Here is a 21,786-nt window from a genome sequence, read left to right as displayed (position 1 = left end):
AACGACTACAGATACGCAGGAAGACCAGCATGGCAGACTGTACTGGCGTCATCAGCCAGATGTTTATATACCCAGTGAAGTCTTGTGCGGGTATCGAAGTTTCAGAAGCCATCCTATACAAAACGGGGCTTTCCTATGACCGTGAATGGATGATCGTCGACCAAGACGGTGCGTTTGTGACTCAGCGCCAGATTCCACACATGGTTTGGATCTCGCCCCGACTGACTACAGACGCTTTATATCTGAGCGCCCCCGAACATGCAGAGGTCAGGATACCTCTCAGTACCGCGGGCACCTCCAGACAAGTCACCGTTTGGCGTGACACTCTGATCGGCGACGACATGGGAGACGAAGTCGCGGCGTGGCTCGATGCTTTTTTAGCTGTGCCAGGCAAACACTATCGCTTGATTCGGTTTTCTCCAACGTCAAGCCGGACCTCCCAGAGAGAATGGACCGGTGACATCGTGGCGCACAATATGTTTAGCGATGGCTTTGCGCTTCTTGTTGTGACGCAACACGCTTTAGAGGTGTTGAATGAGCGACTCATGGAACACAGCCATGAACCGGTTGATATGTTGCGCTTTCGGCCCAATCTCGTGCTCGAAGGCCTAGACGCGCACGCCGAGGACGAACTCGCCAACATGATGCTCCATACCGCGAGCGGACTGATCGACCTCAAACTGGTCAAGCCCTGTGGACGCTGCCCCATTCCCAATATCGATCCCTATACCGCGACAAGTTCGCCCGAAGTCATGGAAACACTTTCCGCCTACCGCCGCTTATCTCGGATGCACGATGCGATCTGTTTCGGTATGAATGGCATTGTTTTGACAGGTGAAGGACAAATGATTCGCGTCGGTCAACCTTTTGAAGCGCAGCTGGCTATTTGACTGATCTGCGCCTCGTCATCTTGCAAGGTGCCACACAATGTTAAGCTTGTCTCGCTTGCTTTACGCACAGCCCTTCTAGGATGCGACACCCATGATCATGATGCTACCTTTTTTAACCGCACTCGTCGCAATCGTCCTCACGATACGCGGCGAGAGAATACCTGCCATCATTGGCTGGGGTGTGACCTTTATCATCTTTCTGGTGTGGTTGCAGTACCACATGACAGACAAACTCAATCTTTCTTTCTGAGGTCGGTCATGGACTATTCAAGTCGCACACACAGTGTAAACGGCCAAGGGATCTCGTTCTGGTTCAACGCCCTGGCTTTGCTAGGCGTTTGCACCTCGCTGCTGATGGCGTTTTATTGGCAGGTCGTTTTTAACGAATTGCCCTGTCCGCTCTGCCAACTGCAGCGCATCGCCCTCACGCTGGCCGGTATTGGCATCATGCTCAACGTTCGCTTTGGCCCCTCCGCCGTGCACTATGCCATCGTCCTTGCCTCCGCGCTTGGAGGGGCGACGGCCTCCGTGCGTCAGGTTCTCTTGCATATCGAGCCCGGTGACGCGGGCTACGGCTCAACGCTTTTTGGCTTGCACTTTTATACCTGGGCCTTTGTTTCTTTTGTCATGATGCTGGTGTTTTGCGCCGTGATGCTATGCATCGACAGAAATCAACTCTCGACGCCGCGCGTACAACTCTCTAATCGTACTCAAGCAAATGCGCGTATTGCCATACTCTTGATGGGTCTCTTTTTGCTCATTACTCTCGCCAACCTCATCAGCGCACTCATGGTCTGTCAGTTTGGTTCCTGCCCAGATAACCCGACCGAATATCTCTGGAAGTTTGAGTTTTGAGTTTCCTTCACTTTTCTCAAGATTACGCGCGGCGTCTTTTTTTCGCGCTCATGACACTCGCAATACTCATCGTATCGGCTCCAACGAGCGCAACGCTTTACACGGTAGCGCAACTCAAGACTCTACATCAACCTGTCCCCGGTGGGGTTGCCGTCATCGACATCGTCGGAGTGCCTAAAAGACAGGACAAGGCGCCTACTGCGCGTTATCAAAACAAACCCGTGCTCGTGACCCAAACAGATGAGGGTCAATGGGTCGCGATTGTGGGTATTGCGCTGACTGCTGCTCTTGAGCCGCAAGTGCTTGAGGTCACGCTCGGCGCAAAAAAAACGACCCAAACATTTCCGATCCGTGACAAAAAATATCGGGAACAACGCATTACACTCAAAACAAACAAGCACGTCGACCTCAGTCCCGAGGACCTGGCGAGATTTGAGCGTGAGAAAAAACTTCAAGACGACGCCTATCAGCAATTCAGCGCACGATTACCGAGCAATCTGCTGCTGGACCGTCCTGTTAAAGGTCCTTTGTCGAGTCCCTTTGGTCTCAAACGATTTTTTAATGATCAGCCACGTGCGCCCCATTCTGGACTCGATTTCGCCGTCCCGACAGGTACCCCCGTCCAGGCCCCGGCCGCAGGTCGTGTCATTTTGGTCGGAGATTATTTTTTTAACGGTAAAACCGTTTTTATCGATCACGGTCAGGGGATGATCAGTATGTTCTGCCACCTCTCCGTCATCGGTGTCAAACCCGGGGAGTCCATCGCCCGCGGTCAAGTCCTAGGGCAGGTCGGTGCGACAGGACGCGTCACGGGCGCACATTTACACTGGAATGTCAGCCTCAATGATGTGCGGGTCGATCCGGCTATTTTTATCGGTATGTTTACGCCTTAAATCACTACAAGACCGGCTCAAAGGGAGCACCATGTCAATTATCCTGATCCGCCACGGCGAAACACTGCTCAACGCAGCACGCACCATTCAACCCGCGGATACACCGCTCGCGCCCCGAGGGCATGCACAAGCCGAACGCGTCGCAGAACGCATTCGCGCGCTCAAGCCTGCGGCCATTCTCGCAAGCGATATGCCACGTGCCTGGCAAACCGCACAAGCCATTGGAAACAGCACCGGACTCACCCCGATCAGTACCTCACTGCTTTGGGAGCGCAACTTCGGAGACTTGAGAGGGCGACCCTACGACACCTTGAGTTTTAACGCCATGGAAATGATCGAGGCGCCCCCTAACGGCGAATCGATGGAGGCCTTTCATCAGAGGGTCACAGAAGCCCTGGCTTATGCCGCGCAATTGAGAGCCTCTCTCGAGGGTTCGCTTATTGTGGTCTGTCATGGTCTAGTGATTCGCGCGTTGCTAGAAAATAATATCGCACTCGGCGAGCATACGATCCCTGAGCGCATCGGCAATACCGCCTTCACGGCCATCAGCGCAGAGGCGCCTCACCGCGCCGAGTTGGTGAACTGCACGATCCATTTGCAGGGCACTGGACTTGCAGAAGACACTCACAGCCTCTCTGGCGGCTAGAGACGGGCCTAGGGTCTCACGCCTGGCGTCTCGAGCGGCATGCCGCGCGCGCGCCACATCAGAAACAGCTCAAGCTGTGCCAGCTCTTTAGAACCCAAGGCGTAAGGCTCGGCGCGCACACCTGTCATGCAGTTGCGCAGACGGCGTTGCAACGACCCCACGGTTTGCCATTCAAGCCGGTAAATCGGATACCCAGTAGGATGCGCCTCGGGGATCAAATTACCGCCAAGCTTGAGTCCAGCACGCTCCGAATGACATTGGGCGCAGGACAAGTTGAGCTGCCCGATCCGTTGCTCATAGAGTCGTTGTCCGGCGTCGAGGTCTTGCGCGTTGAGCGGCGAACGCGCCACCGTGATGGGCATGCCTTTGGAGGCGTGGCCGATAAACGTCGCCAAAGACAATAAGGGCTTGCTTTCCATCGCGAGCGGCGCAGCTTGCTGCTTGGTCTCGCGGCACATATTGATCTGTCCTTCGAGACTCAATAGCTGGTGATGAACGACCTTAGGAAAGCTTGCTGCTACACCTTTCATCGAGGCAGAGGCATCACCATGGCATTGCGCGCACGAAACATTTTTTTTTCCTGCTGGCGCACTCCATAATGTCTGTCCATCTAACACCCAGAATGTCGCAGGATTGAGGGTCTCGTCATCCTGCATCGCACGCGTCTCAGGCGACATCAATGCGTAGCTCGATTGTCGCTTGGCTTGAGGAGCCTCTGAAACCGTCGATGTTTGTGCCCAGGAGATGTGCGCGACAAACCAAAAGAAAAGCGCGCAACAAGAAAACGCTCTCACGAGATCATGTCACCGTAAGCGTACTTGTCACACTGGAGGCGTAGCCGTTGTCACCCGTCCATTTGAACTCGAGTCTGCCGGTTTGCGTCGCCATCGTAAAAAAACTAAAGGTGGGGTTCGCACCCATCGCGGGATGTAACTCAGCGCGAAAGACTTCCACACCATCATAGATACATACAAAATCGCGAATGATGTCACGCTCCACGCGCACGCCGCGCTCGGTGTGCCTAAAACCTGATTCCATATCGTGCTGCACGATCACGCGAATCGGAACGATCTCGCCCTTTGTCGCAGTCTTGGGCATCGAAACGACGGTGCGGGAGGTTTTGCTCATATCAGTACATCCTCCGTACAGGCCGCAAGGGTGACCACTGTATCCGCATGGCCTTGCCAGAACGATCCATCATTCATTTCAGCGATCGCCCACAGGCGTTGCGATGTCAATAATCGAATCCTTGTACTGACTTGAGCACGACCCGCGCGCGCTCCGAAATTAAAACTGACAATATTGGGTAGCGGATTTTTCTCAGAAATGATGTGAATGACTTTCACGAAGTCCGCCGATGTCATCGGACTTTCCACCGAGACGGTCATTGGCACCAAATTGCCGTTTTCAACAAGTGGCGCGATCTCTAGCGTGACTCGACCCACGCGAGGATCGGCTTGACCGACGATCTTTTTGATGGTCTCGACGGCCTCGCTCGTCGTCGCCTGGGCATTTAACCAAGGCACGATACTCACCGACCCGAGTGCCACGATAAAACTTCTACGACTTGTGCTCATGGTTTTAAGCTCACTAAAAATGCCACGACGTCCTCGATTTCCTGCGCGGTCAGAATGGTCTTGTCCGCGAACTGAGGCGCAACCCGAGAACCGTGATTCTTTTGAAAATACGGTGGCATGATCGTGTTTGGATTAAAGCGACTCGCATCAACAATACGCGCCCGCAGTTGCTCGGCTGAAAGTCTCGCCGCGCTTATTGCCAGATCAGGCGCCAGATTTCCCTGAAAACGTTCTTCGGGGAAAGGTCCGCTATGACACAAAATACACAAACCGCTCTGACGACTCAAGACAATCAAACGCCCCCGCGCAGGATCACCGGAGGCGCCAGACAGGGAGTCAACAATGACCTCCCCTTCAGTGACTTTTTTATCGACCTGTTGAGCCAGAGTGATCGTTGGTGCCGTCAACACAAAACATGCTGCTAGCAACCAATTTATCACTCCTAGCGTCATACCAAGACAAAACCACTTTTCTTCAAAGGTACATCGCGCAGACGCTTGCCGGTGGCGCGATAAATCGCATTTAGCACAGCGGGTGCGGCAACCGCGATCGTTGGCTCGCCGATCCCACCCCAAGCCTTACCGCCGCCTTGGATGATAATGGTTTCGACTTTAGGCATCTGCCCCAGACGAATTGAACCAAACGTATCGAAGTTCTTTTGCTCGACGCGTCCGTCTTTGATCGTGCACTCCTCTTCGAACAGTGCAGACAATCCGTACACGAAAGATCCAGATACTTGGCGTTCGATTTGAGCAGGGTTCACGGCATAACCACAATCCGTTGAGGCCACGATTCGATGGATCTTGACCTTGTTACCGTCTGTGACTGACAACTCGCAAGCTGCCGCCACATAGCTACCAAACGACATCATCTGGGCAATCCCGCGATGAACGCCCTTGGGCGCAGGCTTGGTCCAACCAATCCCGTCCGCCACGGCGTTGAGTGCGACCAGATTGCGTGGATATTTCGCCATGTACTTTCTACGGAACTCAACAGGATCCATGCCAGCTTCTTCGGCCAGCTCATCCATGAAACATTCAATAAAAATCGCGTTTTGGTTGACGTTCACGCCGCGCCAAAAACCAGGCGGCACATGGGTATTGCGCATGGCATGATCAATCAGCTGATTAGGAAATTCGTAGCTGATCCCATGCTCACCGCCATCCATCACGCCCTGGAAGACCAGCGCATCACGACCCTTGTCCTTTTCAACGATCGCAGGACGCACAGCCGCGAGAATAGATTGACCCGACAAACGCATATGAATGCCCGTCAAGTTCTTGTTGGCATCGAACGCACCCGTCAGTTTGCACATCATGACGGGATGGTAACGACCTTGCGTCATATCCTCTTCGCGCGTCCAGATCAGTTTGATCGGCACACCTGGCATTTGCTTGGCAATATTGACAGCCTGAGTGGTGTAATCCTGGAACGCACCACGACGACCAAAACCGCCGCCCAAGTTGATTTTGTAAACATCGCACTTGTCCGCAGATAAACCCGAAGCCGCAATGACCGCCGCCAAGGAGGCTTCACCGTCCTGAGTCGGCACCCAGGCTTCGCAGCGCTCTGGTGTCCACTTGGCGGTTGCATTCATGACTTCCATGGGTGCATGGTTCAAGAATGGATAAAAATAGGTTGACTCGATCTTTTTGGCAGCACCTGCAAGGGCGGCCTTGGTGTCGCCGCGCTGATTACCCACAAAGGCCTGTTCAGCTGTCAGACCTTCTTTGAGCATCGCAGCAATAGAAGCGCTTGAAACCTTGGCATTTGGACCCTCGTCCCAGACGATTGGCACGGCATCCATCGCCGTCTTGGCGACCCAAAAGGTATCCGCGACAACAGCCACGGCAGTATCACCGACCTGGACGACTTTTTTGACGCCCTTCATTCCCATCACTTTGTTGGCGTCAAAACTTTTGACTTTGCCACCAAACACAGGGCACTCATTAATCGTCGCGACCAACATACCTGGCAGGACCAAATCCATACCATAGACCTGCTTGCCGGTCACCTTGTCCTCGAAAGTATCGATACGAGGTACGGACTTACCGATCAGTTTCCAGTCTTTCGGATCCTTAAGCGGGATATCTTTTGGTACCGCGATCTTGGAGGCAGCATCGGCAACCTTGCCATAGGTCGTTGTGCGGCCTGTCGGCTTGTGGGTAATGACGCCTTCGGCAACCTGGCACTCGCCTATTGGCACTTTCCAACCGTCGGCAGCGGCCTGGACCAGCATGATGCGTGCTGCGGCACCGCCTTGACGAACATACTGTTCGGAGGTGCGGATACCACGGCTACCACCTGTTGAAAACGAGCCCCAAGGATTTTTACGCTTGAGACTTTCGCCAGGTGTCGGATACTCGATGGTGACATTTTTCCAATTGCATTCGAGTTCTTCGGCCACCATTTGCGCGAGCCCAGTGATGGTGCCTTGGCCCATTTCGGAGCGGACCACGCGCACGATGACTTTTTCATCGGGCTTGATCACCACCCAAACACCAATCTCAGGTGTGGCGCCTGCAGACTGTGCCAGGCTACTAAAGGGAAACTGCAAGCCCAGGGCCAGACCGGTACTGACGGCAGTCGTGCCGACGATAAAGTGTCTGCGGGATGGATTTGGGACGCGTGCATTCATGTTAGGACCCCTTAAGCTTTAGCAACTGAGTGAATCGCGGCGCGAACTTCTTGGAAACTTCCGCAACGACAAATATTCGTCATCGCCGCATCGATGTCAGCATCGGTGGGCTTTGGTTTTTTAGCCAGCAAATCTGTCGCAGCCATCAACATGCCTGACTGACAGAAACCGCACTGAGGGACCTGATGATCAATCCAAGCCTGTTGCAGTTTTGTCAGCTTGCCGTCTTTAGCAAGTCCTTCGATCGTCTGGACGCTTTTACCTGCAGCGGCACTCACAGGAATGACGCAAGAGCGAATCGCTTGGCCCTCGAGCATCACAGTACAGGCTCCGCACTGCGCGACGCCGCAGCCATATTTGGTGCCAGTGAGGCCTACCTGCTCGCGGATCGCCCATAACAAAGGGGTATTTGGATCCACATCAATGCTGTGCGGTGTGCCATTAACAGTGAGTTTTATAGCCATTTGGGTGCTCCCAGTACGGTGTTTAATTATCTCGAAACGAGTTGCGACGAATTCATCATTCTCAAGGTATAAAGTTACTACTCCACGGGCATGAATAGTGCCTAGTGCATACCCTATATTTCACGGAACATATCGCTATGATGATGAACCAGCAAGTCGTTCTCGCTAGCCGACCCGAGGGTTGGGTGTCGCCTGCTAACTTTCGCTTTCAGGAGGCAGAAATACCCTCCCCTGGACCAGGACAAGTGCTCATTCAGAACCAATGGCTGTCACTGGACCCCTATATGCGAGGCAGGATCTCAGAGGCGAAGTCTTATGCTCGTAGCGTCAATATAGGCGACGTCATGGTCGGAGGTGCCGTCGGCGAAGTCATCGCCTCCAACGCTCCTGCATTCCGTGTCGGGGATACCGTCCTGGCTGCATCCGGCTGGCAGTTATTCGCCGCGATGGATGCAAACGTAGTCACCCCTATCAAGACCGACAGGGTCAGCCCTTCAGCTTATCTAGGTGTTCTTGGCATGCCAGGTATCACGGCATGGACTGGGCTCATCAATATCTGCGAGCCCCGGGAGGGCGAAACCGTGGTGGTGGATGCGGCCTCAGGTGCAGTGGGGAGCGTCGTGGGTCAGCTCGCCAAACTTCAAGGATGTCGTGTGGTGGGTATTGCCGGCGGGGCAGAAAAATGTCGTTATGTCACGCAAGAGCTCGGCTTTGATGTTTGTGTCGATCATCGTGCCGCAGACTTTGCCGACAAACTTGCTGCCGCGTTGCCAGCGGGCATCGATTGCTTGTTTGAGAACGTAGGTGGCGCGATTTTTGAAAGGATCCTCACGCATATGAATGTCGGTTCGCGTATCGCCCTGTGTGGCATGGTCTCCGAGTTCAATCGTGAACCGCACGCTTATCGCACGCTGCGTTCCATTTTGATCAATCGTATTCGTGTGCAGGGATTTATCGTTTCGGACAAGCTCGAAACCTGGCCTGGCATCAGAGAAAATCTTTACAACTTGGTTGTCCAGGGGAAACTTAAATTTCGCGAGTCCGTGACAGATGGTTTAGCCAATGCACCGCAAGCCTTCGTCGGTCTGCTCAAAGGTGAAAATTTTGGCAAGCAGCTGATTAAATTGAGATAAACGCGCTGAGATCAACGAGGCGCGTGACAGAGCCTAGAGAAAGCGATCCATAATACGGCGACTATGCTTGTCGAGTTGCTGCATGTCAGGCACATAAAAACGTAAGCCGTGGCTATCCGTGATGATGAGCGTCCCACCACTGAGACGGCGAATGTCCTCTTCGCCTTTAAGCACAAATTTTGTCGCGCCACGATCCGTCATGACTTCCCAGTTACTTGGGGTGGAGTACGTTGACACTTTTAAAAGTTGCTGAATCACCGGCATCACCTCACGCGAAGCAATCTCCTCGTGAATCAGCATGCGTACATCCTCCGGTACATCTGCCAGACGATCAATCCAGAGCACCTCTTTACCCTCGGTACTCATCAACGCCACAAACTCTAGAGGCGACTGAACAGGAAAAGCACGCACCGGAGTGACACCTTCATGCATCGTTCCATCGAACAGACGCAACACTAAGCGTCCAGCGAGGTTGCGAGTCAGTTGAAAATCATCCATTGTTAGTCTCGCTAGGCGTTGGCAGCGGTGCTTCGGCATCAACCTGCCGAGTCTGTGCCTCGTAAAGCGCATGATAAGCACCACCACGGGCTAACAAATCCTCGTGGTTACCGATCTCCACAACCTGACCACGATCTAACACCACAAGACGATCTGCTTTACGAAGTGTACTGAGTCGGTGTGCAATCGCAATCGTCGTACGGCCCTGAATCAAGTTGTCCAAGGCCTCCTGAATTTCCATTTCTGTTGTGGTGTCGACCGAGGAGGTCGCTTCGTCGAGAATCAGGATCCGTGGGTCGATCAGCAACGCACGCGCAATTGAAATACGTTGACGTTCACCGCCCGAGAGCGCCTGACCACGCTCACCCACCAAGGAGTCATAGCCTTGCGGGAGCCTCAAGATGAACTCGTGCGCCCGCGCCGCGCGCGCCGCTGCGATCACTTCTTCGCGTGACGCGCCAGGTTTGCCATAGGCGATATTTTCAGCAATCGTGCCAAAAAACAAAAATGGCTCTTGCAGCACCAAACCAATATTGCTTCGAAAAGAGTTCAGAGAATAGGAGCGAATGTCGACACCGTCGACGCGAATGCCTCCTTCGGTGACATCGTAAAAACGACAAATCAAATTGACGAGCGAGCTTTTACCCGAGCCGCTATGTCCGACTAGGCCAATCATTTCACCAGCCCTAATATTCAAATTCACTTCGCGCAACACGGTCCGACTGCCGTAACGAAAGCCTACATTGCGCAGCTCTATCCGCCCTTCCATCCGCACAATCGGAATGGGACGTTGCGCGTCAGGTACGCTTGAAACATGGTCCAAAATATCAAAAATGCGCTTCGCACCCGCCGCCGCCTGTTGCGTATAGGTGACGATACGACTCATGGAGTCAAGGCGTGTATAAAACCGACCAATGTAGGCTAGAAAAGCAGCCAGTACGCCCACACTGATCGCGCTGGAAGCGACTTGCATGATGCCAAAAATCCAGACCACCAACAGGCCAATTTCAGTCAAAAAAGTCACAGTCGGTGCGAAAAGCGCCCAAATTTTATTGATCCGATCGTTGACACCGAGATAGCGATCATTGGCTTCGCGAAAACGTGCGACCTCGCGTTTTTCCTGGGCAAAAGCCTTGACTACTCGGATCCCGGGAATCGTGTCTGCCAAGACGTTGGTCAACTCACTCCAAGAACGATCTACTTTTTCAAACCCAAACCGTAAGCGGTCACGCACCAAATGAATCATCCAGATGATGATAGGCAAAGGCACCAAGGTCGTCACGGCCAGCCAAGGATCGATGGACAACAAGATGACGGCCGTCATCACAATCATCAATACATCGTTGACGAAATCCAGAAAATGCAAAGACAAGAAGATATTGATGCGATCCGTTTCGCTCCCAAGCCTGGCCATCAGATCGCCCGTACGCTTGCCTCCAAAAAATTGCAACGATAAGGTTTGTAAGTGATTGAATGTTGTCGTACGTAAATCCGCGCCGATTCTCTCGCTCACCCAAGACAACAAATATGTACGCGCCCAACCGAGCAACCAGGCAAGCAGAGCCGCCACGACCAAACCTGTCAGATAAAACGTCACGAGGTCATAGTCAATGGGCTTACCATTCTGAAAAGGAATCAGAATGTCGTCCATTAAGGGCATCGTGAGGTAAGGCGGCACCAGCGAAGCAGCCGTCGACATCAAGGTCAGCAACATACCGACCAGTAGTGGAAAGCGGTAAGGCCGGGCAAAGCGCGCTAGACGCAGCAAGGCCCATGTGTCGCTCGGCCCCTTTGGCGCAGCATCGCAAACGGCACACTCATCCTGATCGGGTGCGAAGGGGGTCCCGCATGCAGCACAGGAAGCCTCATCGACGACGATTTCAGCATCGGGATCACGCAACTTTTTTTGCAAATGACCGAACAGTTCAATCATGCGCGCGACAGCAGGAACGATCCCCAACGTATGGCGCCAGATACCCAATCGCGTCGTTCCGGCAAAGAGCTCAAGCGCTCCAACACCGGCGTGATCACGATGCTGCAATGACTGGGACGTTGAGACATTCCAAACAAGCCAGTCGGTTGTCCCGGGCGCTCTTGAAAAGATGCGATGCGTAGACAACACCACCGCACCCGAGGCAAAAAACAAATGCTCGTCCAAGTCTGGCTCAAGCCAGGCAAGAACCTGCTCCCCAGGCTCAAGCAACGCCGTTAATGCGACCGACCAGTCGCTGGGCATTGTTGGGCTGAGTTTGGTCTCAGGTGTTGAGAGAGTTGTCATTGCTGCGGCAGAAGGGGCTCGTCAGTCAGAAAAGCCGACTGCAACAGAAAGCTGTTCATGGAGAAAATTTGGCTGACTCGATATGCTGTTCACTTCGCAAGTATAACGATCATATGGCTCGGATATCTGACCTCGTCCAAGACCGATGCTACCAAACCACCTTTTTGCTGCGATAATGACACATGCACGCCATTGTGCATCGCAACAAAGTCTTTTCAGCCGACCTGTTTCTTATGAGCACATGTGACATCTCGACTCTGCGCAGCATCCACTTGCGCGGACCGAATATATGGACATACCGTCCCGTCATCGAGGCATGGATGCAGTTTGATGGACTTCAGGCACTGCCTGCTTCAACGTTGCGGGATGCTTACACCCGAATTTGTCAGACTTTACCGGCCTTGGTTCACCCCGGACCAGGGATCGAAGCATCCAAGGACACCCCTTCTTTACTCACAGCAGGCATTTGGTCCCCTCACCTGCTTGAACATCTCACCCTTGTATTGCAACAGCGCGCTGGCATGTCTGGCGGTTTTGGGCAGACCAAGGCAACCTCCAAGCCAGGTCTTTATAAAGTCGTGGTGCGCGCCTGGCACGAGTTCGTCACGCGACAAGCGATGCGTTTCGCACGCACATTGATACTGCGCGCAGTCGACAATCAAGCTGTCGATGTGGAGGAGATGATCCAGACACTCCATGACCTGCGACAGCGTTATTGCCTGGGCCCAAGCACTGCGTGCATCGTCGATGCCGCGGATGACCGCGACATTCCTGCGATCAGGCTCAGTGCGGGAAATTTGTTGCAACTTGGCTACGGCGTCAATCAACGCCGCATCTGGACGGCCGAAACCGACAATACTGGCGCGATCGCAGAGACCATCTCCCGCGACAAAGATCTCACTAAAAGCTTACTCCAAGCCTGTGGTGTTCCGGTCCCGATCGGGCGTGAAGTACACAGTGCTCAAGACGCATGGGAGGCCGCTCAGGAACTCGGTCTGCCTGTTGTTGTCAAGCCAAGCGACGGCAATCACGGCCGCGGTGTCTTTACCAATTTGACATCGCAAGACGAAATAAACAAGGCCTACTCGGTCGCGATCGAAGAAGGCTCGAGCGTCATCGTCGAACAATTTATTCGCGGCAATGAACATCGTCTGCTGGTTGTGGGCGGCAAACTCATCGCCGCCGCCAAGGGGCAAAACGCCGTCATCACGGGTGACGGCCAACAGAGCATTCGCGCCCTGATCGACACCCAACTTAATGCGGATCCCCGCAGAGGGCACGAAGAAGATCAACCTCTTAACTATGTGCGTCTCGACGCTGCTGTCGTATTGGAAATCGCCAGACAAGGTTTCGTCGCCGAGGACATTCCGGACAAAGGCAGAGAGATCACTATTCAGCGCAACGGCAATGTGGCCTTTGACTGTACCGAAGAGGTACATCCCGATATCGCCGCTATTGCCTGCACGGCAGCTCGCATAGTTGGCTTGGATATCGCAGGGATCGACCTCGTCGCCGAGAACATCTCAGCCCCTCTTGCGGCACAACAAGGCGCTATTGTCGAAGTCAATGCCGGCCCCGGCCTCCTGATGCATCTCAAGCCAGCCTTGGGCAAGGCGCGTCAAGTCGGTCAAGACATCGTTGGCTATACCTTTCCACCCGGAGATATGGCCAGAGTGCCGGTGGTAGGCATCACAGGCACAAGTGGTAAAACGCTCACCAGCAAACTGCTCTGTAGACTACTCACACTTCATGGCTGGAATAGCGGACTCGCGTGTAGTGAAGGTTTGTTTGTCAATCGCCGAAGGCTTCGTGCTGGCAACTGCGCGGATCATGCCAATGGCCGGCGCGTCTTGCTCAACCGTGAAGTCGAGGCTGTCATTATCGAAAACGGCTGCAAACAAATACTCACCGAAGGCCTTGCCTACGAACGCTGCGAAGTCGGCATCATCACGAACGTAGACTGGACCGAGGACTTAGCGGCCTACGAAATTTCTGATGAAAACGATCTCGTTAATATTTATCGAACGCAGATGGATGTTGTTTTGCCTCATGGCATGGCCATACTGAACGCCGAAGATACGCGCGTCATGGAACTCGCTCAGTTCTGCGACGGCGCCGTCACGCTTTTTAGCCGTCAGGCCAACCTCGCGAGCCTCACCAGCCACGTTGCACAAGGCCATCGCGCCGTGTTTATCGAGCACGGACAACTCATCTTGGCCGAAGGCTCTTTGCGTCGAAATCTCTGCACAATCGCCTCAATTCCGATGACGCAAGCAGGTCCCCGCCACGAGCAGTTCACCAGCCTTTTGGCTGCGGCGGCCGCCGCCTGGGCGCTCGGCGTGACACCCGAGCTCATCGAGGCGGGTTTAATCTCATTCGAATCACCATAAATATAGAACCACTGACCCTTACGCCCCCTTATCACTTCAGGAATCCAAATGGAAGTTTCTAGAATTCGTGCGCTACGCGGCCCTAACTTGTGGAGTCGTCACACCGCCATCGAGGCTGTTGTGACGTGTGTGGGTCACGAAGCTGATTTAGACCAGATGCCCAGTTTTGTCACACGATTACGCGCGCGCTTTCCTGAAATGAAACCCTTGCGCCCCCTAGGACATAAGGAACCGATTACCGTTGCGCACGCTTTAGAGGCCATTGCGCTCGGGCTTCAAGCTGCCGCGGGCTGCTCAGTCGCATTTGGTCAAACGACCTCGACACCAGAACTCAATGTCTTTCAGATCGTGTTCCAGTACAGCGAAGAACCCGTTGGTCGACGCGCGCTTGAATTAGCCGAAAATCTCTGCCAGGCCGCGCTTGACGATCGCCCTTTCGACGTCAAGCAAGCGCTTGCCGAATTGCGCGATCTTGACGAAGACGTCCGCTTGGGCCCGAGCACGGGTTCGATCGTGGATGCCGCAGTAGCGCGAGGAATTCCATATCGCCGTCTGACTGCAGGCAGCTTGGTTCAGTTTGGCTGGGGAAGCAAACAAAAACGCATTCAAGCTGCGGAAACAAGCAGCACGAGTGCCATCGCCGAGGCCATTGCGCAGGACAAAGATCTCACAAAAATGTTGCTGCAGGCTGCCGGCGTTCCTGTACCTGAAGGTCATGTCGCCCACGACCAGGAACAAGCTTGGGAAATCGCTACTCAAATCGGCCTACCCGTGGTCGTTAAGCCGCGCGACGGCAACCAAGGTAAAGGGGTCGCCGTCAACATCGAGACGCGTGAACAACTCAACAAGGCCTTCGAGGTCGCCAGCACCATTAGCCGCGATGTCATCGTTGAACAGTACATTCCCGGGCATGATTTCCGCATGCTGGTGATCGGAAATCAACTGATCGCTGCGGCAAGACGCGATCCGCCAAGCGTCATCGGCGATGGCCAACATACGATTGCGCAGCTGGTTGATACCGTCAATCTTGACCCGCTTCGGGGCGATGGACACGCCACCGCATTGACAAAAATCCGCCTGGATGAAATCGCGTTGGCGACGCTGGCGAACCAAGGACTCAATGCACAATCCGTTCCCGAGCGTGGTCATCGTATTTTGTTACGGAATAACGCCAACCTGAGTACAGGTGGAAGCGCGACCGACGTGACCGACGAGGTACACCCCGAGTTGGCAGCCCGCATGATCACTGCGGCGCAAATGGTCGGACTCGATATCGCAGGCGTCGACTTAGTCGCCGAAACTGTCATCAAACCCATGGAAGAGCAGCGCGCCGGCATCGTAGAGATCAATGCCGCACCTGGCTTGCGCATGCACTTAAGCCCATCTTTTGGCCGAGCACGCCCCGTTGGCGAGGCCATCATCTCGACCATGTTCGCGAACGGGGACAATGCGCGCATTCCAGTAGTCGCCGTCACGGGCACGAATGGAAAAACGACGACAGTCCGGTTAACCGCGCACTTGTTAAAAACAAGCGGCAAGCGCGTCGGCATGACAAACTCGGACGGTGTTTACATCGAACACCGCTGCATTGACACTGGTGACTGTAGCGGTCCTCGGAGCGCTCGCAATGTACTCATGCATCCCGATGTGGATGCCGCGGTCTTTGAGACAGCTCGAGGCGGCATTCTGAGAGAAGGACTTGGTTTTGACAAATGTGATGTCGCAGTCGTCACCAACCTTGGCGTGGGAGATCATCTTGGAATGAACTTCATCACGACTATTGACCATCTTGCCCTAGTCAAGCGCGTCATTGTTCAAAACGTGGCGCCCCATGGCACTGCAGTGCTCAATGCTTCGGACCCGATGGTTTTAAAAATGGTCGAAGCATGCCCTGGAGCTGTCACACTATTTTCGAGTGACCGACACAATCACGCGCTCAATACACATCGAGCCCAAGGTAAACGTGTGATATTTATCGATGGCGATCATGTTGTGGCCGCCGAAGGTTCAACCGAGCAACGTATTGCGCTCAAGTCGATCCCTCTGACTCGCAATGGCAGCATTACCTTCCAAAATGAGAATGCGATGGCTTCGATCGCAGCGGCGTGGGCCTTGGGCCTTGATTGGCATACGATCGCGACAGGCGTATCGACCTTTGTCAACGATGCCCAAACAGCACCCGGTCGTTTTAACGTGTTCGATTACAGAGGCGCAACGGTGGTGGCTGACTACGGACATAATCCTGATGCGATTCAGGCATTGATTCAAGCCATCGAAACGATGCCTGCCAAGCGACGCATGGTGGTCATCAGCGGCGCGGGGGATCGTCGAGACGAGGATATCGTTCGTCAAACCGAGATTCTAGGCGAGGTCTTTGACCAAGCGATTTTGTATCAAGACCAATGCCAGCGCGGCCGCGAAGATGGCGAAGTTCTTGCGCTTTTACAACAAGGATTGCAAAACGTCTCTCGCACAAAAGAAATCGAGGAAATACGAGGAGAATTTCTGGCGATTGATACCGCACTCGCCAAACTGCAACCCGGCGATCTGTGTTTGATTTTGATCGATCAGGTGCAGGAGGCGTTGGATCATATCGCCCTGCGTGTCGGGCAAGGCTAACGCGTTGAACGATTGATTTTTAGGTTTTGCCTTTCTCGCCAGGCGATCCTGGCGAGAAAGGAAATGTCGAAAACATCGCGCGCGATTGGTCTTGCATCTTGTCCTGCATTTGGGAAAACAGGCTTTTGCTTTGTTCGACGTAACTGTTCATCATGTTTTGCACCATCGGTGTCTGAGCCGACATGAACTGTGTCCAGGCTTCTGGCGCAAACTGATTGGACCCGTACAGCCCCTTTGACTGATCCGCCATCCGCTCCTGAATCTCCATAAATCCCTGGATATTTTTTTCAAGATACGAACCCATCATGCCCTGCATGGCATGGCCATAAAAGCGGATCACTTGGGCCAACATCGTCGAGGAGAACATGGGCATACCGCCGCTTTCTTCTTCGAGAATGATTTGCAAAAGAATGCTACGAGTCAAATCCTCCGACGATTTGGCATCGACCACCTTGAATAGCTCGTTTTCCAACACCAATTGCTTGACATCCGCAAGCGTGATGTAGGTGCTGGTCTGCGTGTCATACAAACGACGGTTAGGATATTTTTTAATCAGACGTACAGTTGCGCCCGTTGCTGCTTCAGTCATGACTGTCCCCAAATCTATTATCTATTTAACCACTGAACTTAAATATTCATCTTTTAGGCTGCCCACTGACTCAACCCATGTGCAGGCCGCCATTCAACGAAAAGTCTGCTCCAGTCGAAAACCCGGATTCCTCAGACGCAATCCACGCGATGATGGAGGCGATTTCCTCTGGTCTTCCGAGACGCTTGACAGGAATAGTCGCAATAATTTTCTCAAGTACATCAGGACGAATCGCACGCACCATATCTGTACCGATATAACCTGGAGACACGGTGTTGACCGTCACGCCCTTGCTTGCGACCTCAAGTGCCAGTGACATTGTAAAACCATGAATCGCGGCCTTCGCTGTTGCGTAATTACATTGACCAAACTGACCTTTCTGCCCGTTCACGGAACTGATGTTGATAATACGCCCAAATCCACGATCAGCCATGCCGTCAATGACTTGTTTGGTGACATTAAACAGACTATTCAAGTTGGTATCCATGACAGCGCGCCAATCATCGGAAGTCATTTTACGGAATACGCCATCGCGTGTAATACCCGCATTGTTGACCAGTACATCGATTGGACCATGCTCTGCCACGACTTTTTTAAATGCAGCTTCGCAAGAGTTCCAGTCAGACACATTGCCCACCGAGGCATAAAAAGTGTAGCCCAGCGAGGTCTGCTCATCGATCCATTGCTGATGGTCACGACTTGGACCACATCCAGCGATCACTGTCATCCCATCTTTGGACAGACGCTGACAAATCGCGGTGCCAATGCCGCCCATACCACCCGTGACGTACGCAATTTTTGCACTCATGTTTATCTCCTTGTTGTCCTGCATCGATGTTGAACTAAATGTTAAACCGCTCTGACTTTCACATATGCACCTGGCGCATCCTCAAGCACCTTGAAACCCTTTCCGCCTAATGACTTAGGGGCGCGGATACGCTTACCACTGTGCTGACCGAGCCACTGGGTCCACGTTGGCCACCAACTCCCGGGTTGTTCGAGTGCCTGTTGATCCCATTTCTCAGGATTGTTGTGATCCGCCTTGGCTCCACTTATCCAAAAACTACGCTTATTTTTTGCGGGCGGATTAATCACACCAGCAATATGTCCCGATGCACCGAGCACAAACGTGCTGTCACCACCGAACAAGGAAAGCGTCGAAAACGCAGAACGCCAAGGCACAATATGATCGTCGCGCGAAGCATAAATAAATGCGGGAATCTTGACTTTGCGCATATCGATCGGTACGCCACAGCAAATCAGTGCGTTGGGCTGGGAGAGCTTATTTTCAAGATAGGTATTGCGAAAATACCAAGTGAAAAACGGACCGGGTAAATTCGTCCCATCACTGTTCCAGAAAAGTAAATCAAAGGCGACCGGTGTTTGGCCTTTTAAATAATTTGAGACGACATAATTCCATACCAGCTCATTGGGGCGCAAGAAAGAGAATGTGGAACCCAGCTCTCGCGCGGACATGAAACCGCCTTGACCGATCTGCTGCTCGCGCAGACGCGCATGTTGCTCGTCAACAAATACACCCATCGTGCCAGTGTCGTGAAAATCGATCATGGCCGTCAACATTGTGACCGCAGACACAGGTTCGTCGCCACGCGCGGCCGCAACAGCAAGTGCGGTGGCCAACATTGTGCCTCCAACACAAAAACCAAGCGCATTGATTTGTTTCTGTTTAGAGATGGCTTGAGTGACTTCGATCGCCTTGAGGACTCCGTGCTCAAGATAATCATCCCAAGTGGCCTTTTCCATACCATCGGCCTCTTCGACCAAAGGATTACGCCATGACATCAGAAATACAGAGAAACCCTCCCCCACAAGATATCGAACGAAGGAATTTTCTGGCTGTAGATCGAGAATATAAAATTTATTAATACACGGCGGTACCAACAAAATAGGTTTTTGAAAGACCGAAGCCGTTGCAGGCGCGTATTGAATCAGTTGAAAGAAAGAGTTTTCAAACACCACGGCGCCCGCGGTGGTCGCAACATTCACACCAATCTGGAATTTAGATTCGTCAGATTGAGTGATGCGACCTTTTTGCAAATCAGACAATAGGTTTTGCATCCCCGCCATCAGAGTCTCGCCCCCCGACTCTACAAGCGCGACTTGCGCCTCGGGATTCGTCACCAGAAAATTAGCGGGAGACAATGCATCAAGCCATTGACTGATTGAAAACTCTAACCGGTTTTTAACCTCTGGCGCTGCGGCAGAAGCCGACACCATGCGGCTCATCACATCGGCCGAAAGCAAATACAAATGCGCCATCAGCAAATGCGGTGGACTCCCCTCCCAAGCAGGTGCCGCAAAACGTCGGTCCTTAAGAGGCGTCAAATGACCATCGGTGGCATCGCTGGCAATGCGTTGCCACCCTTCGAAAAAATCATGTTGAATCTTGACGAGATCTTCGGGCGAAATACCGGCGGGTGGAGCCCAACCATCAGGGAAAGGGAAATTCAAATCGTGACCTTTATAAGCACGCAGCGGTTCAATCCTGCGCTGCAATGCAAATATTGTCAATCAGGGGAAACGGGCGCAAGACAGCCAGGCCAACGTCGCCATTCTTCCCGTTAGACGATCCCTGCGATATGAAAAGAATTGCTTAGGATTTGTAGCGGTGCACTGCTGACTGAGTTCGACCTCCATCACCCCCATTTTTTCGAGACGATATTGTGCGAGTCCCGCCAAATCAAGCCGCCAGCGCTCTGGTACAGCTGGATCAGGGAAACATAACTGCGGTTGAGCCGCAAGCTCTGCCGCAAACGCCTCGCATACGTCTGCCCCCACTTGAAATGACGTCGCACCGATACCGGGCCCAATCCAAGCACGCCACCCAGCCGCCAAGGGTTGTTTATGACGCATCAGAATCAAGGTTTGCTCCAGAACACCTGCGGCCAGCCCTTTCCAGCCCGCATGTGCCGCGCCCAAGACAGTCCCACTCCGGTCAGACAACACGACAGATAAACAATCCGCGGTCAGCACTGCCAGCACACGATCAGAGCAGATTGTGACCGAGGCATCCGCCTCTGGTGGCTCAGACTCAGTGCTGAATGTTTCAACATGATCCGCGTCAACGACCCGAACACCATGCACCTGTTTGAGCCAGGCAGGTTGGCCAGGAACGATACTGCCAAGTAAGCGTCGATTTACCAAAACAGTTTGCGGCATATCACCAGCGCCTAGGCCGAGATTGAACGTGTCATAAGGTGCCACCCCCACTCCGCCGATTCGAGTGGTGCAAAACGCTTGAACGCCTGACCAAGCTTTTTGGGGTCGCACAACAGGAAAAGGGAATTTGCCGTTTATTTCCATAGAATATTTTCTTGAACGCATAAAAGATCTTGCGCAGGCGCAGCGGTAAAGCTCACCTCTTTACCTTCATGGCCTGGATCTTCAAACCGAATCTGGTAGGCGTGAAGCATTTGACGATTGGCATCCCCCAATATCCGGCCGCCATACTGCGTATCACCCAGCAAGGGGTGACCCAGACTGGCCAAATGGACACGAATCTGATGCGTCCGTCCCGTTTCCAAACGACAACGCACCTGAGAAATATTGGAGCCGTGATACTCACCCACACGCATCAGCTCATAATGAGTCACCGCGGCCTTGGGCGCGCTCGGGCGTTCTACCGCCATTCTGACCGGCACTCTTGGATCGCGACCAATCGGACGGTCTACCGTCCCTGTGCCAAGCATACGCCCGTGCGCCAAGGCCAAATACTCTCGCCCCATGGACCGTGCCTGTAACTGTCTCACGAGGTGCGTTTGAGCCACTTCGTTTCGAGCTACCACCAGTAAACCAGAGGTGTCCTTGTCGAGACGATGCACAATCCCCGCTCTGGCCACTTGCGCCAACTCAGGATAGCGGTGCAACAAGCCGTTCAAAAGCGTCCCACTCCAGTTACCCGCTCCTGGATGGGTCACCAGTCCGACCGGCTTGTTTACGACGATCCAATCAGGACTTTCGCCCAACACCTCAAACTCAATTGGCTCAGGTTTAAACGCCCCATCCTCAGGAGAGGGCTGTTCATAAACAGTGATGACATCGTCCTCCCGAAGCGTCTGCCGCACGCGGGCAACCTGCCCGTTGACAAGCACGTGCCCAAGCTCGATCCAGGTCTGTATGCGACTGCGCGAATGTTGAGGGATGAGTTGGGCTAGGACCTTGTCCAGACGCTCTAGCGGCATCTCGTCGGTCACTAGAAAGGTCTGCGGCTCATCGTCCGACAAGACTTCTTCAGAAATAGGGTTATCAGGCATTTGGACTCGTCTTATAATCAGTAAAGAATGCTAACACCAAGG

The 21,786-nt window shown here is 53.4% G+C and carries 21 protein-coding genes; 8 read left to right on the top strand and 13 right to left on the bottom strand.

Going from position 1 to position 21,786, the window contains the following annotated elements:
* Positions 1 to 29: 29 nt before the first annotated feature.
* The 5 genes from AC8GE9_RS09775 to AC8GE9_RS09755 all read left to right on the top strand — a co-directional run bounded on the left by AC8GE9_RS09775 (position 30) and on the right by AC8GE9_RS09755 (position 3,284).
* Positions 30 to 890: an MOSC domain-containing protein gene (locus AC8GE9_RS09775; protein ID WP_506676976.1), complete on the top strand. Its 861-nt coding sequence runs from the start codon at positions 30 to 32 to the stop codon at positions 888 to 890.
* Positions 891 to 981: 91 nt separating this feature from the next.
* Entirely contained in the window at positions 982 to 1,140 is a 159-nt protein-coding gene (locus AC8GE9_RS09770) for a DUF5993 family protein (RefSeq protein WP_506676975.1), read from the top strand.
* Positions 1,141 to 1,148: 8 nt separating this feature from the next.
* Positions 1,149 to 1,745 carry a disulfide bond formation protein B gene (locus AC8GE9_RS09765; RefSeq protein ID WP_506676974.1) on the top strand — a complete coding sequence of 199 codons (597 nt, stop codon included), beginning with the start codon at positions 1,149 to 1,151 and terminating at the stop codon, positions 1,743 to 1,745.
* Complete coding sequence (locus AC8GE9_RS09760) at positions 1,742 to 2,638, top strand: peptidoglycan DD-metalloendopeptidase family protein (RefSeq protein WP_506676973.1); 897 nt, start codon at positions 1,742 to 1,744, stop codon at positions 2,636 to 2,638. Before AC8GE9_RS09765 ends, AC8GE9_RS09760 begins: the two co-directional genes overlap by 4 nt.
* Positions 2,639 to 2,669: 31 nt before the next feature.
* Positions 2,670 to 3,284, top strand: a complete 615-nt coding sequence (locus AC8GE9_RS09755; RefSeq protein ID WP_506676972.1) for a histidine phosphatase family protein — start codon at positions 2,670 to 2,672, stop codon at positions 3,282 to 3,284.
* 8 nt (positions 3,285 to 3,292) lie between these two features.
* Here AC8GE9_RS09755 and soxA read toward each other — a convergent pair whose 3' ends face one another.
* The 6 genes from soxA to AC8GE9_RS09725 are packed head-to-tail and all read right to left on the bottom strand — an operon-like array spanning position 3,293 to position 7,957.
* Positions 3,293 to 4,078: a sulfur oxidation c-type cytochrome SoxA gene (gene soxA, locus AC8GE9_RS09750; protein WP_506676971.1), complete on the bottom strand. Its 786-nt coding sequence runs from the start codon at positions 4,076 to 4,078 to the stop codon at positions 3,293 to 3,295.
* A gap of 4 nt (positions 4,079 to 4,082) precedes the next feature.
* On the bottom strand, positions 4,083 to 4,412 hold the full coding sequence (locus tag AC8GE9_RS09745) for a thiosulfate oxidation carrier complex protein SoxZ (protein WP_506676970.1): 330 nt from the start codon (positions 4,410 to 4,412) through the stop codon (positions 4,083 to 4,085).
* Positions 4,409 to 4,861 carry a SoxY-related AACIE arm protein gene (locus tag AC8GE9_RS09740; protein WP_506676969.1) on the bottom strand — a complete coding sequence of 151 codons (453 nt, stop codon included), beginning with the start codon at positions 4,859 to 4,861 and terminating at the stop codon, positions 4,409 to 4,411. Before AC8GE9_RS09740 ends, AC8GE9_RS09745 begins: the two co-directional genes overlap by 4 nt.
* Positions 4,858 to 5,289: a sulfur oxidation c-type cytochrome SoxX gene (gene soxX / locus AC8GE9_RS09735; protein WP_506676968.1), complete on the bottom strand. Its 432-nt coding sequence runs from the start codon at positions 5,287 to 5,289 to the stop codon at positions 4,858 to 4,860. Before soxX ends, AC8GE9_RS09740 begins: the two co-directional genes overlap by 4 nt.
* A gap of 20 nt (positions 5,290 to 5,309) precedes the next feature.
* Entirely contained in the window at positions 5,310 to 7,499 is a 2,190-nt protein-coding gene (locus AC8GE9_RS09730) for a xanthine dehydrogenase family protein molybdopterin-binding subunit (RefSeq protein WP_506676967.1), read from the bottom strand.
* Between the two features lie 11 nt (positions 7,500 to 7,510).
* Complete coding sequence (locus AC8GE9_RS09725; RefSeq protein ID WP_506677145.1) at positions 7,511 to 7,957, bottom strand: (2Fe-2S)-binding protein; 447 nt, start codon at positions 7,955 to 7,957, stop codon at positions 7,511 to 7,513.
* A 143-nt stretch (positions 7,958 to 8,100) separates the two neighbouring features.
* On the opposite strand from AC8GE9_RS09725, the gene AC8GE9_RS09720 reads away from it, so the two are divergent.
* Positions 8,101 to 9,096 (top strand): NADP-dependent oxidoreductase, encoded by a 996-nt coding sequence (locus AC8GE9_RS09720; protein ID WP_506676966.1) that lies wholly within the window; start codon positions 8,101 to 8,103, stop codon positions 9,094 to 9,096.
* A gap of 33 nt (positions 9,097 to 9,129) precedes the next feature.
* Here the strand turns inward: AC8GE9_RS09720 and AC8GE9_RS09715 are convergent, their stop codons facing one another.
* Positions 9,130 to 9,594, bottom strand: a complete 465-nt coding sequence (locus AC8GE9_RS09715) for a cyanophycin metabolism-associated DUF1854 family protein (protein WP_506676965.1) — start codon at positions 9,592 to 9,594, stop codon at positions 9,130 to 9,132.
* Positions 9,587 to 11,872 carry a cyanophycin metabolism-associated ABC transporter gene (locus AC8GE9_RS09710; RefSeq protein ID WP_506676964.1) on the bottom strand — a complete coding sequence of 762 codons (2,286 nt, stop codon included), beginning with the start codon at positions 11,870 to 11,872 and terminating at the stop codon, positions 9,587 to 9,589. Before AC8GE9_RS09710 ends, AC8GE9_RS09715 begins: the two co-directional genes overlap by 8 nt.
* 233 nt (positions 11,873 to 12,105) lie before the next feature.
* Between AC8GE9_RS09710 and AC8GE9_RS09705 the strand changes: the two genes are divergently transcribed.
* Positions 12,106 to 14,262: a cyanophycin synthetase gene (locus AC8GE9_RS09705; protein ID WP_506676963.1), complete on the top strand. Its 2,157-nt coding sequence runs from the start codon at positions 12,106 to 12,108 to the stop codon at positions 14,260 to 14,262.
* A 48-nt stretch (positions 14,263 to 14,310) separates the two neighbouring features.
* Positions 14,311 to 16,881 carry a cyanophycin synthetase gene (cphA, locus tag AC8GE9_RS09700; protein ID WP_506676962.1) on the top strand — a complete coding sequence of 857 codons (2,571 nt, stop codon included), beginning with the start codon at positions 14,311 to 14,313 and terminating at the stop codon, positions 16,879 to 16,881.
* A gap of 19 nt (positions 16,882 to 16,900) precedes the next feature.
* Here the strand turns inward: cphA and phaR are convergent, their stop codons facing one another.
* From phaR to AC8GE9_RS09675, 5 genes are all read right to left on the bottom strand, one after another.
* Positions 16,901 to 17,470 carry a polyhydroxyalkanoate synthesis repressor PhaR gene (phaR, locus tag AC8GE9_RS09695; protein ID WP_506676961.1) on the bottom strand — a complete coding sequence of 190 codons (570 nt, stop codon included), beginning with the start codon at positions 17,468 to 17,470 and terminating at the stop codon, positions 16,901 to 16,903.
* 70 nt (positions 17,471 to 17,540) lie between these two features.
* Positions 17,541 to 18,278: an acetoacetyl-CoA reductase gene (gene phbB / locus AC8GE9_RS09690; protein ID WP_506676960.1), complete on the bottom strand. Its 738-nt coding sequence runs from the start codon at positions 18,276 to 18,278 to the stop codon at positions 17,541 to 17,543.
* Between the two features lie 41 nt (positions 18,279 to 18,319).
* Positions 18,320 to 19,942 (bottom strand): class I poly(R)-hydroxyalkanoic acid synthase, encoded by a 1,623-nt coding sequence (phaC, locus tag AC8GE9_RS09685; protein ID WP_506676959.1) that lies wholly within the window; start codon positions 19,940 to 19,942, stop codon positions 18,320 to 18,322.
* Positions 19,943 to 20,002: 60 nt separating this feature from the next.
* A complete protein-coding gene (gene pgeF / locus AC8GE9_RS09680; RefSeq protein ID WP_506676958.1) occupies positions 20,003 to 20,794 on the bottom strand; it encodes a peptidoglycan editing factor PgeF in 792 nt (263 codons plus the stop codon).
* Positions 20,785 to 21,744, bottom strand: a complete 960-nt coding sequence (locus AC8GE9_RS09675) for an RluA family pseudouridine synthase (protein ID WP_506676957.1) — start codon at positions 21,742 to 21,744, stop codon at positions 20,785 to 20,787. Before AC8GE9_RS09675 ends, pgeF begins: the two co-directional genes overlap by 10 nt.
* Positions 21,745 to 21,786 lie beyond the last annotated feature (42 nt).

Origin of the sequence: Zwartia lucis (assembly GCF_965234455.1) — a bacterium.
Lineage (GTDB): Bacteria > Pseudomonadota > Gammaproteobacteria > Burkholderiales > Burkholderiaceae_B > Zwartia > Zwartia lucis.
Note: the sequence above shows the minus strand (reverse complement) of the source record. Positions and strands in the feature narration are given on the sequence as shown.

Excerpts from the sequence above, each read along its gene's own strand:
- AC8GE9_RS09720 (WP_506676966.1), top strand. The coding sequence starts at position 8,101 with ATGATGATGAACCAGCAAGTCGTTCTCGCTAGCCGACCCGAGGGTTGG.
- AC8GE9_RS09730 (WP_506676967.1), bottom strand. The coding sequence starts at position 7,499 with ATGAATGCACGCGTCCCAAATCCATCCCGCAGACACTTTATCGTCGGC.
- AC8GE9_RS09765 (WP_506676974.1), top strand. The coding sequence starts at position 1,149 with ATGGACTATTCAAGTCGCACACACAGTGTAAACGGCCAAGGGATCTCG.
- AC8GE9_RS09710 (WP_506676964.1), bottom strand. The coding sequence starts at position 11,872 with ATGACAACTCTCTCAACACCTGAGACCAAACTCAGCCCAACAATGCCC.
- AC8GE9_RS09715 (WP_506676965.1), bottom strand. The coding sequence starts at position 9,594 with ATGGATGATTTTCAACTGACTCGCAACCTCGCTGGACGCTTAGTGTTG.
- AC8GE9_RS09740 (WP_506676969.1), bottom strand. The coding sequence starts at position 4,861 with ATGAGCACAAGTCGTAGAAGTTTTATCGTGGCACTCGGGTCGGTGAGT.
- phaR (WP_506676961.1), bottom strand. The coding sequence starts at position 17,470 with ATGACTGAAGCAGCAACGGGCGCAACTGTACGTCTGATTAAAAAATAT.
- AC8GE9_RS09705 (WP_506676963.1), top strand. The coding sequence starts at position 12,106 with ATGAGCACATGTGACATCTCGACTCTGCGCAGCATCCACTTGCGCGGA.
- cphA (WP_506676962.1), top strand. The coding sequence starts at position 14,311 with ATGGAAGTTTCTAGAATTCGTGCGCTACGCGGCCCTAACTTGTGGAGT.
- AC8GE9_RS09755 (WP_506676972.1), top strand. The coding sequence starts at position 2,670 with ATGTCAATTATCCTGATCCGCCACGGCGAAACACTGCTCAACGCAGCA.
- pgeF (WP_506676958.1), bottom strand. The coding sequence starts at position 20,794 with ATGGAAATAAACGGCAAATTCCCTTTTCCTGTTGTGCGACCCCAAAAA.
- AC8GE9_RS09770 (WP_506676975.1), top strand. The coding sequence starts at position 982 with ATGATCATGATGCTACCTTTTTTAACCGCACTCGTCGCAATCGTCCTC.
- AC8GE9_RS09675 (WP_506676957.1), bottom strand. The coding sequence starts at position 21,744 with ATGCCTGATAACCCTATTTCTGAAGAAGTCTTGTCGGACGATGAGCCG.
- AC8GE9_RS09745 (WP_506676970.1), bottom strand. The coding sequence starts at position 4,412 with ATGAGCAAAACCTCCCGCACCGTCGTTTCGATGCCCAAGACTGCGACA.
- AC8GE9_RS09775 (WP_506676976.1), top strand. The coding sequence starts at position 30 with ATGGCAGACTGTACTGGCGTCATCAGCCAGATGTTTATATACCCAGTG.
- phbB (WP_506676960.1), bottom strand. The coding sequence starts at position 18,278 with ATGAGTGCAAAAATTGCGTACGTCACGGGTGGTATGGGCGGCATTGGC.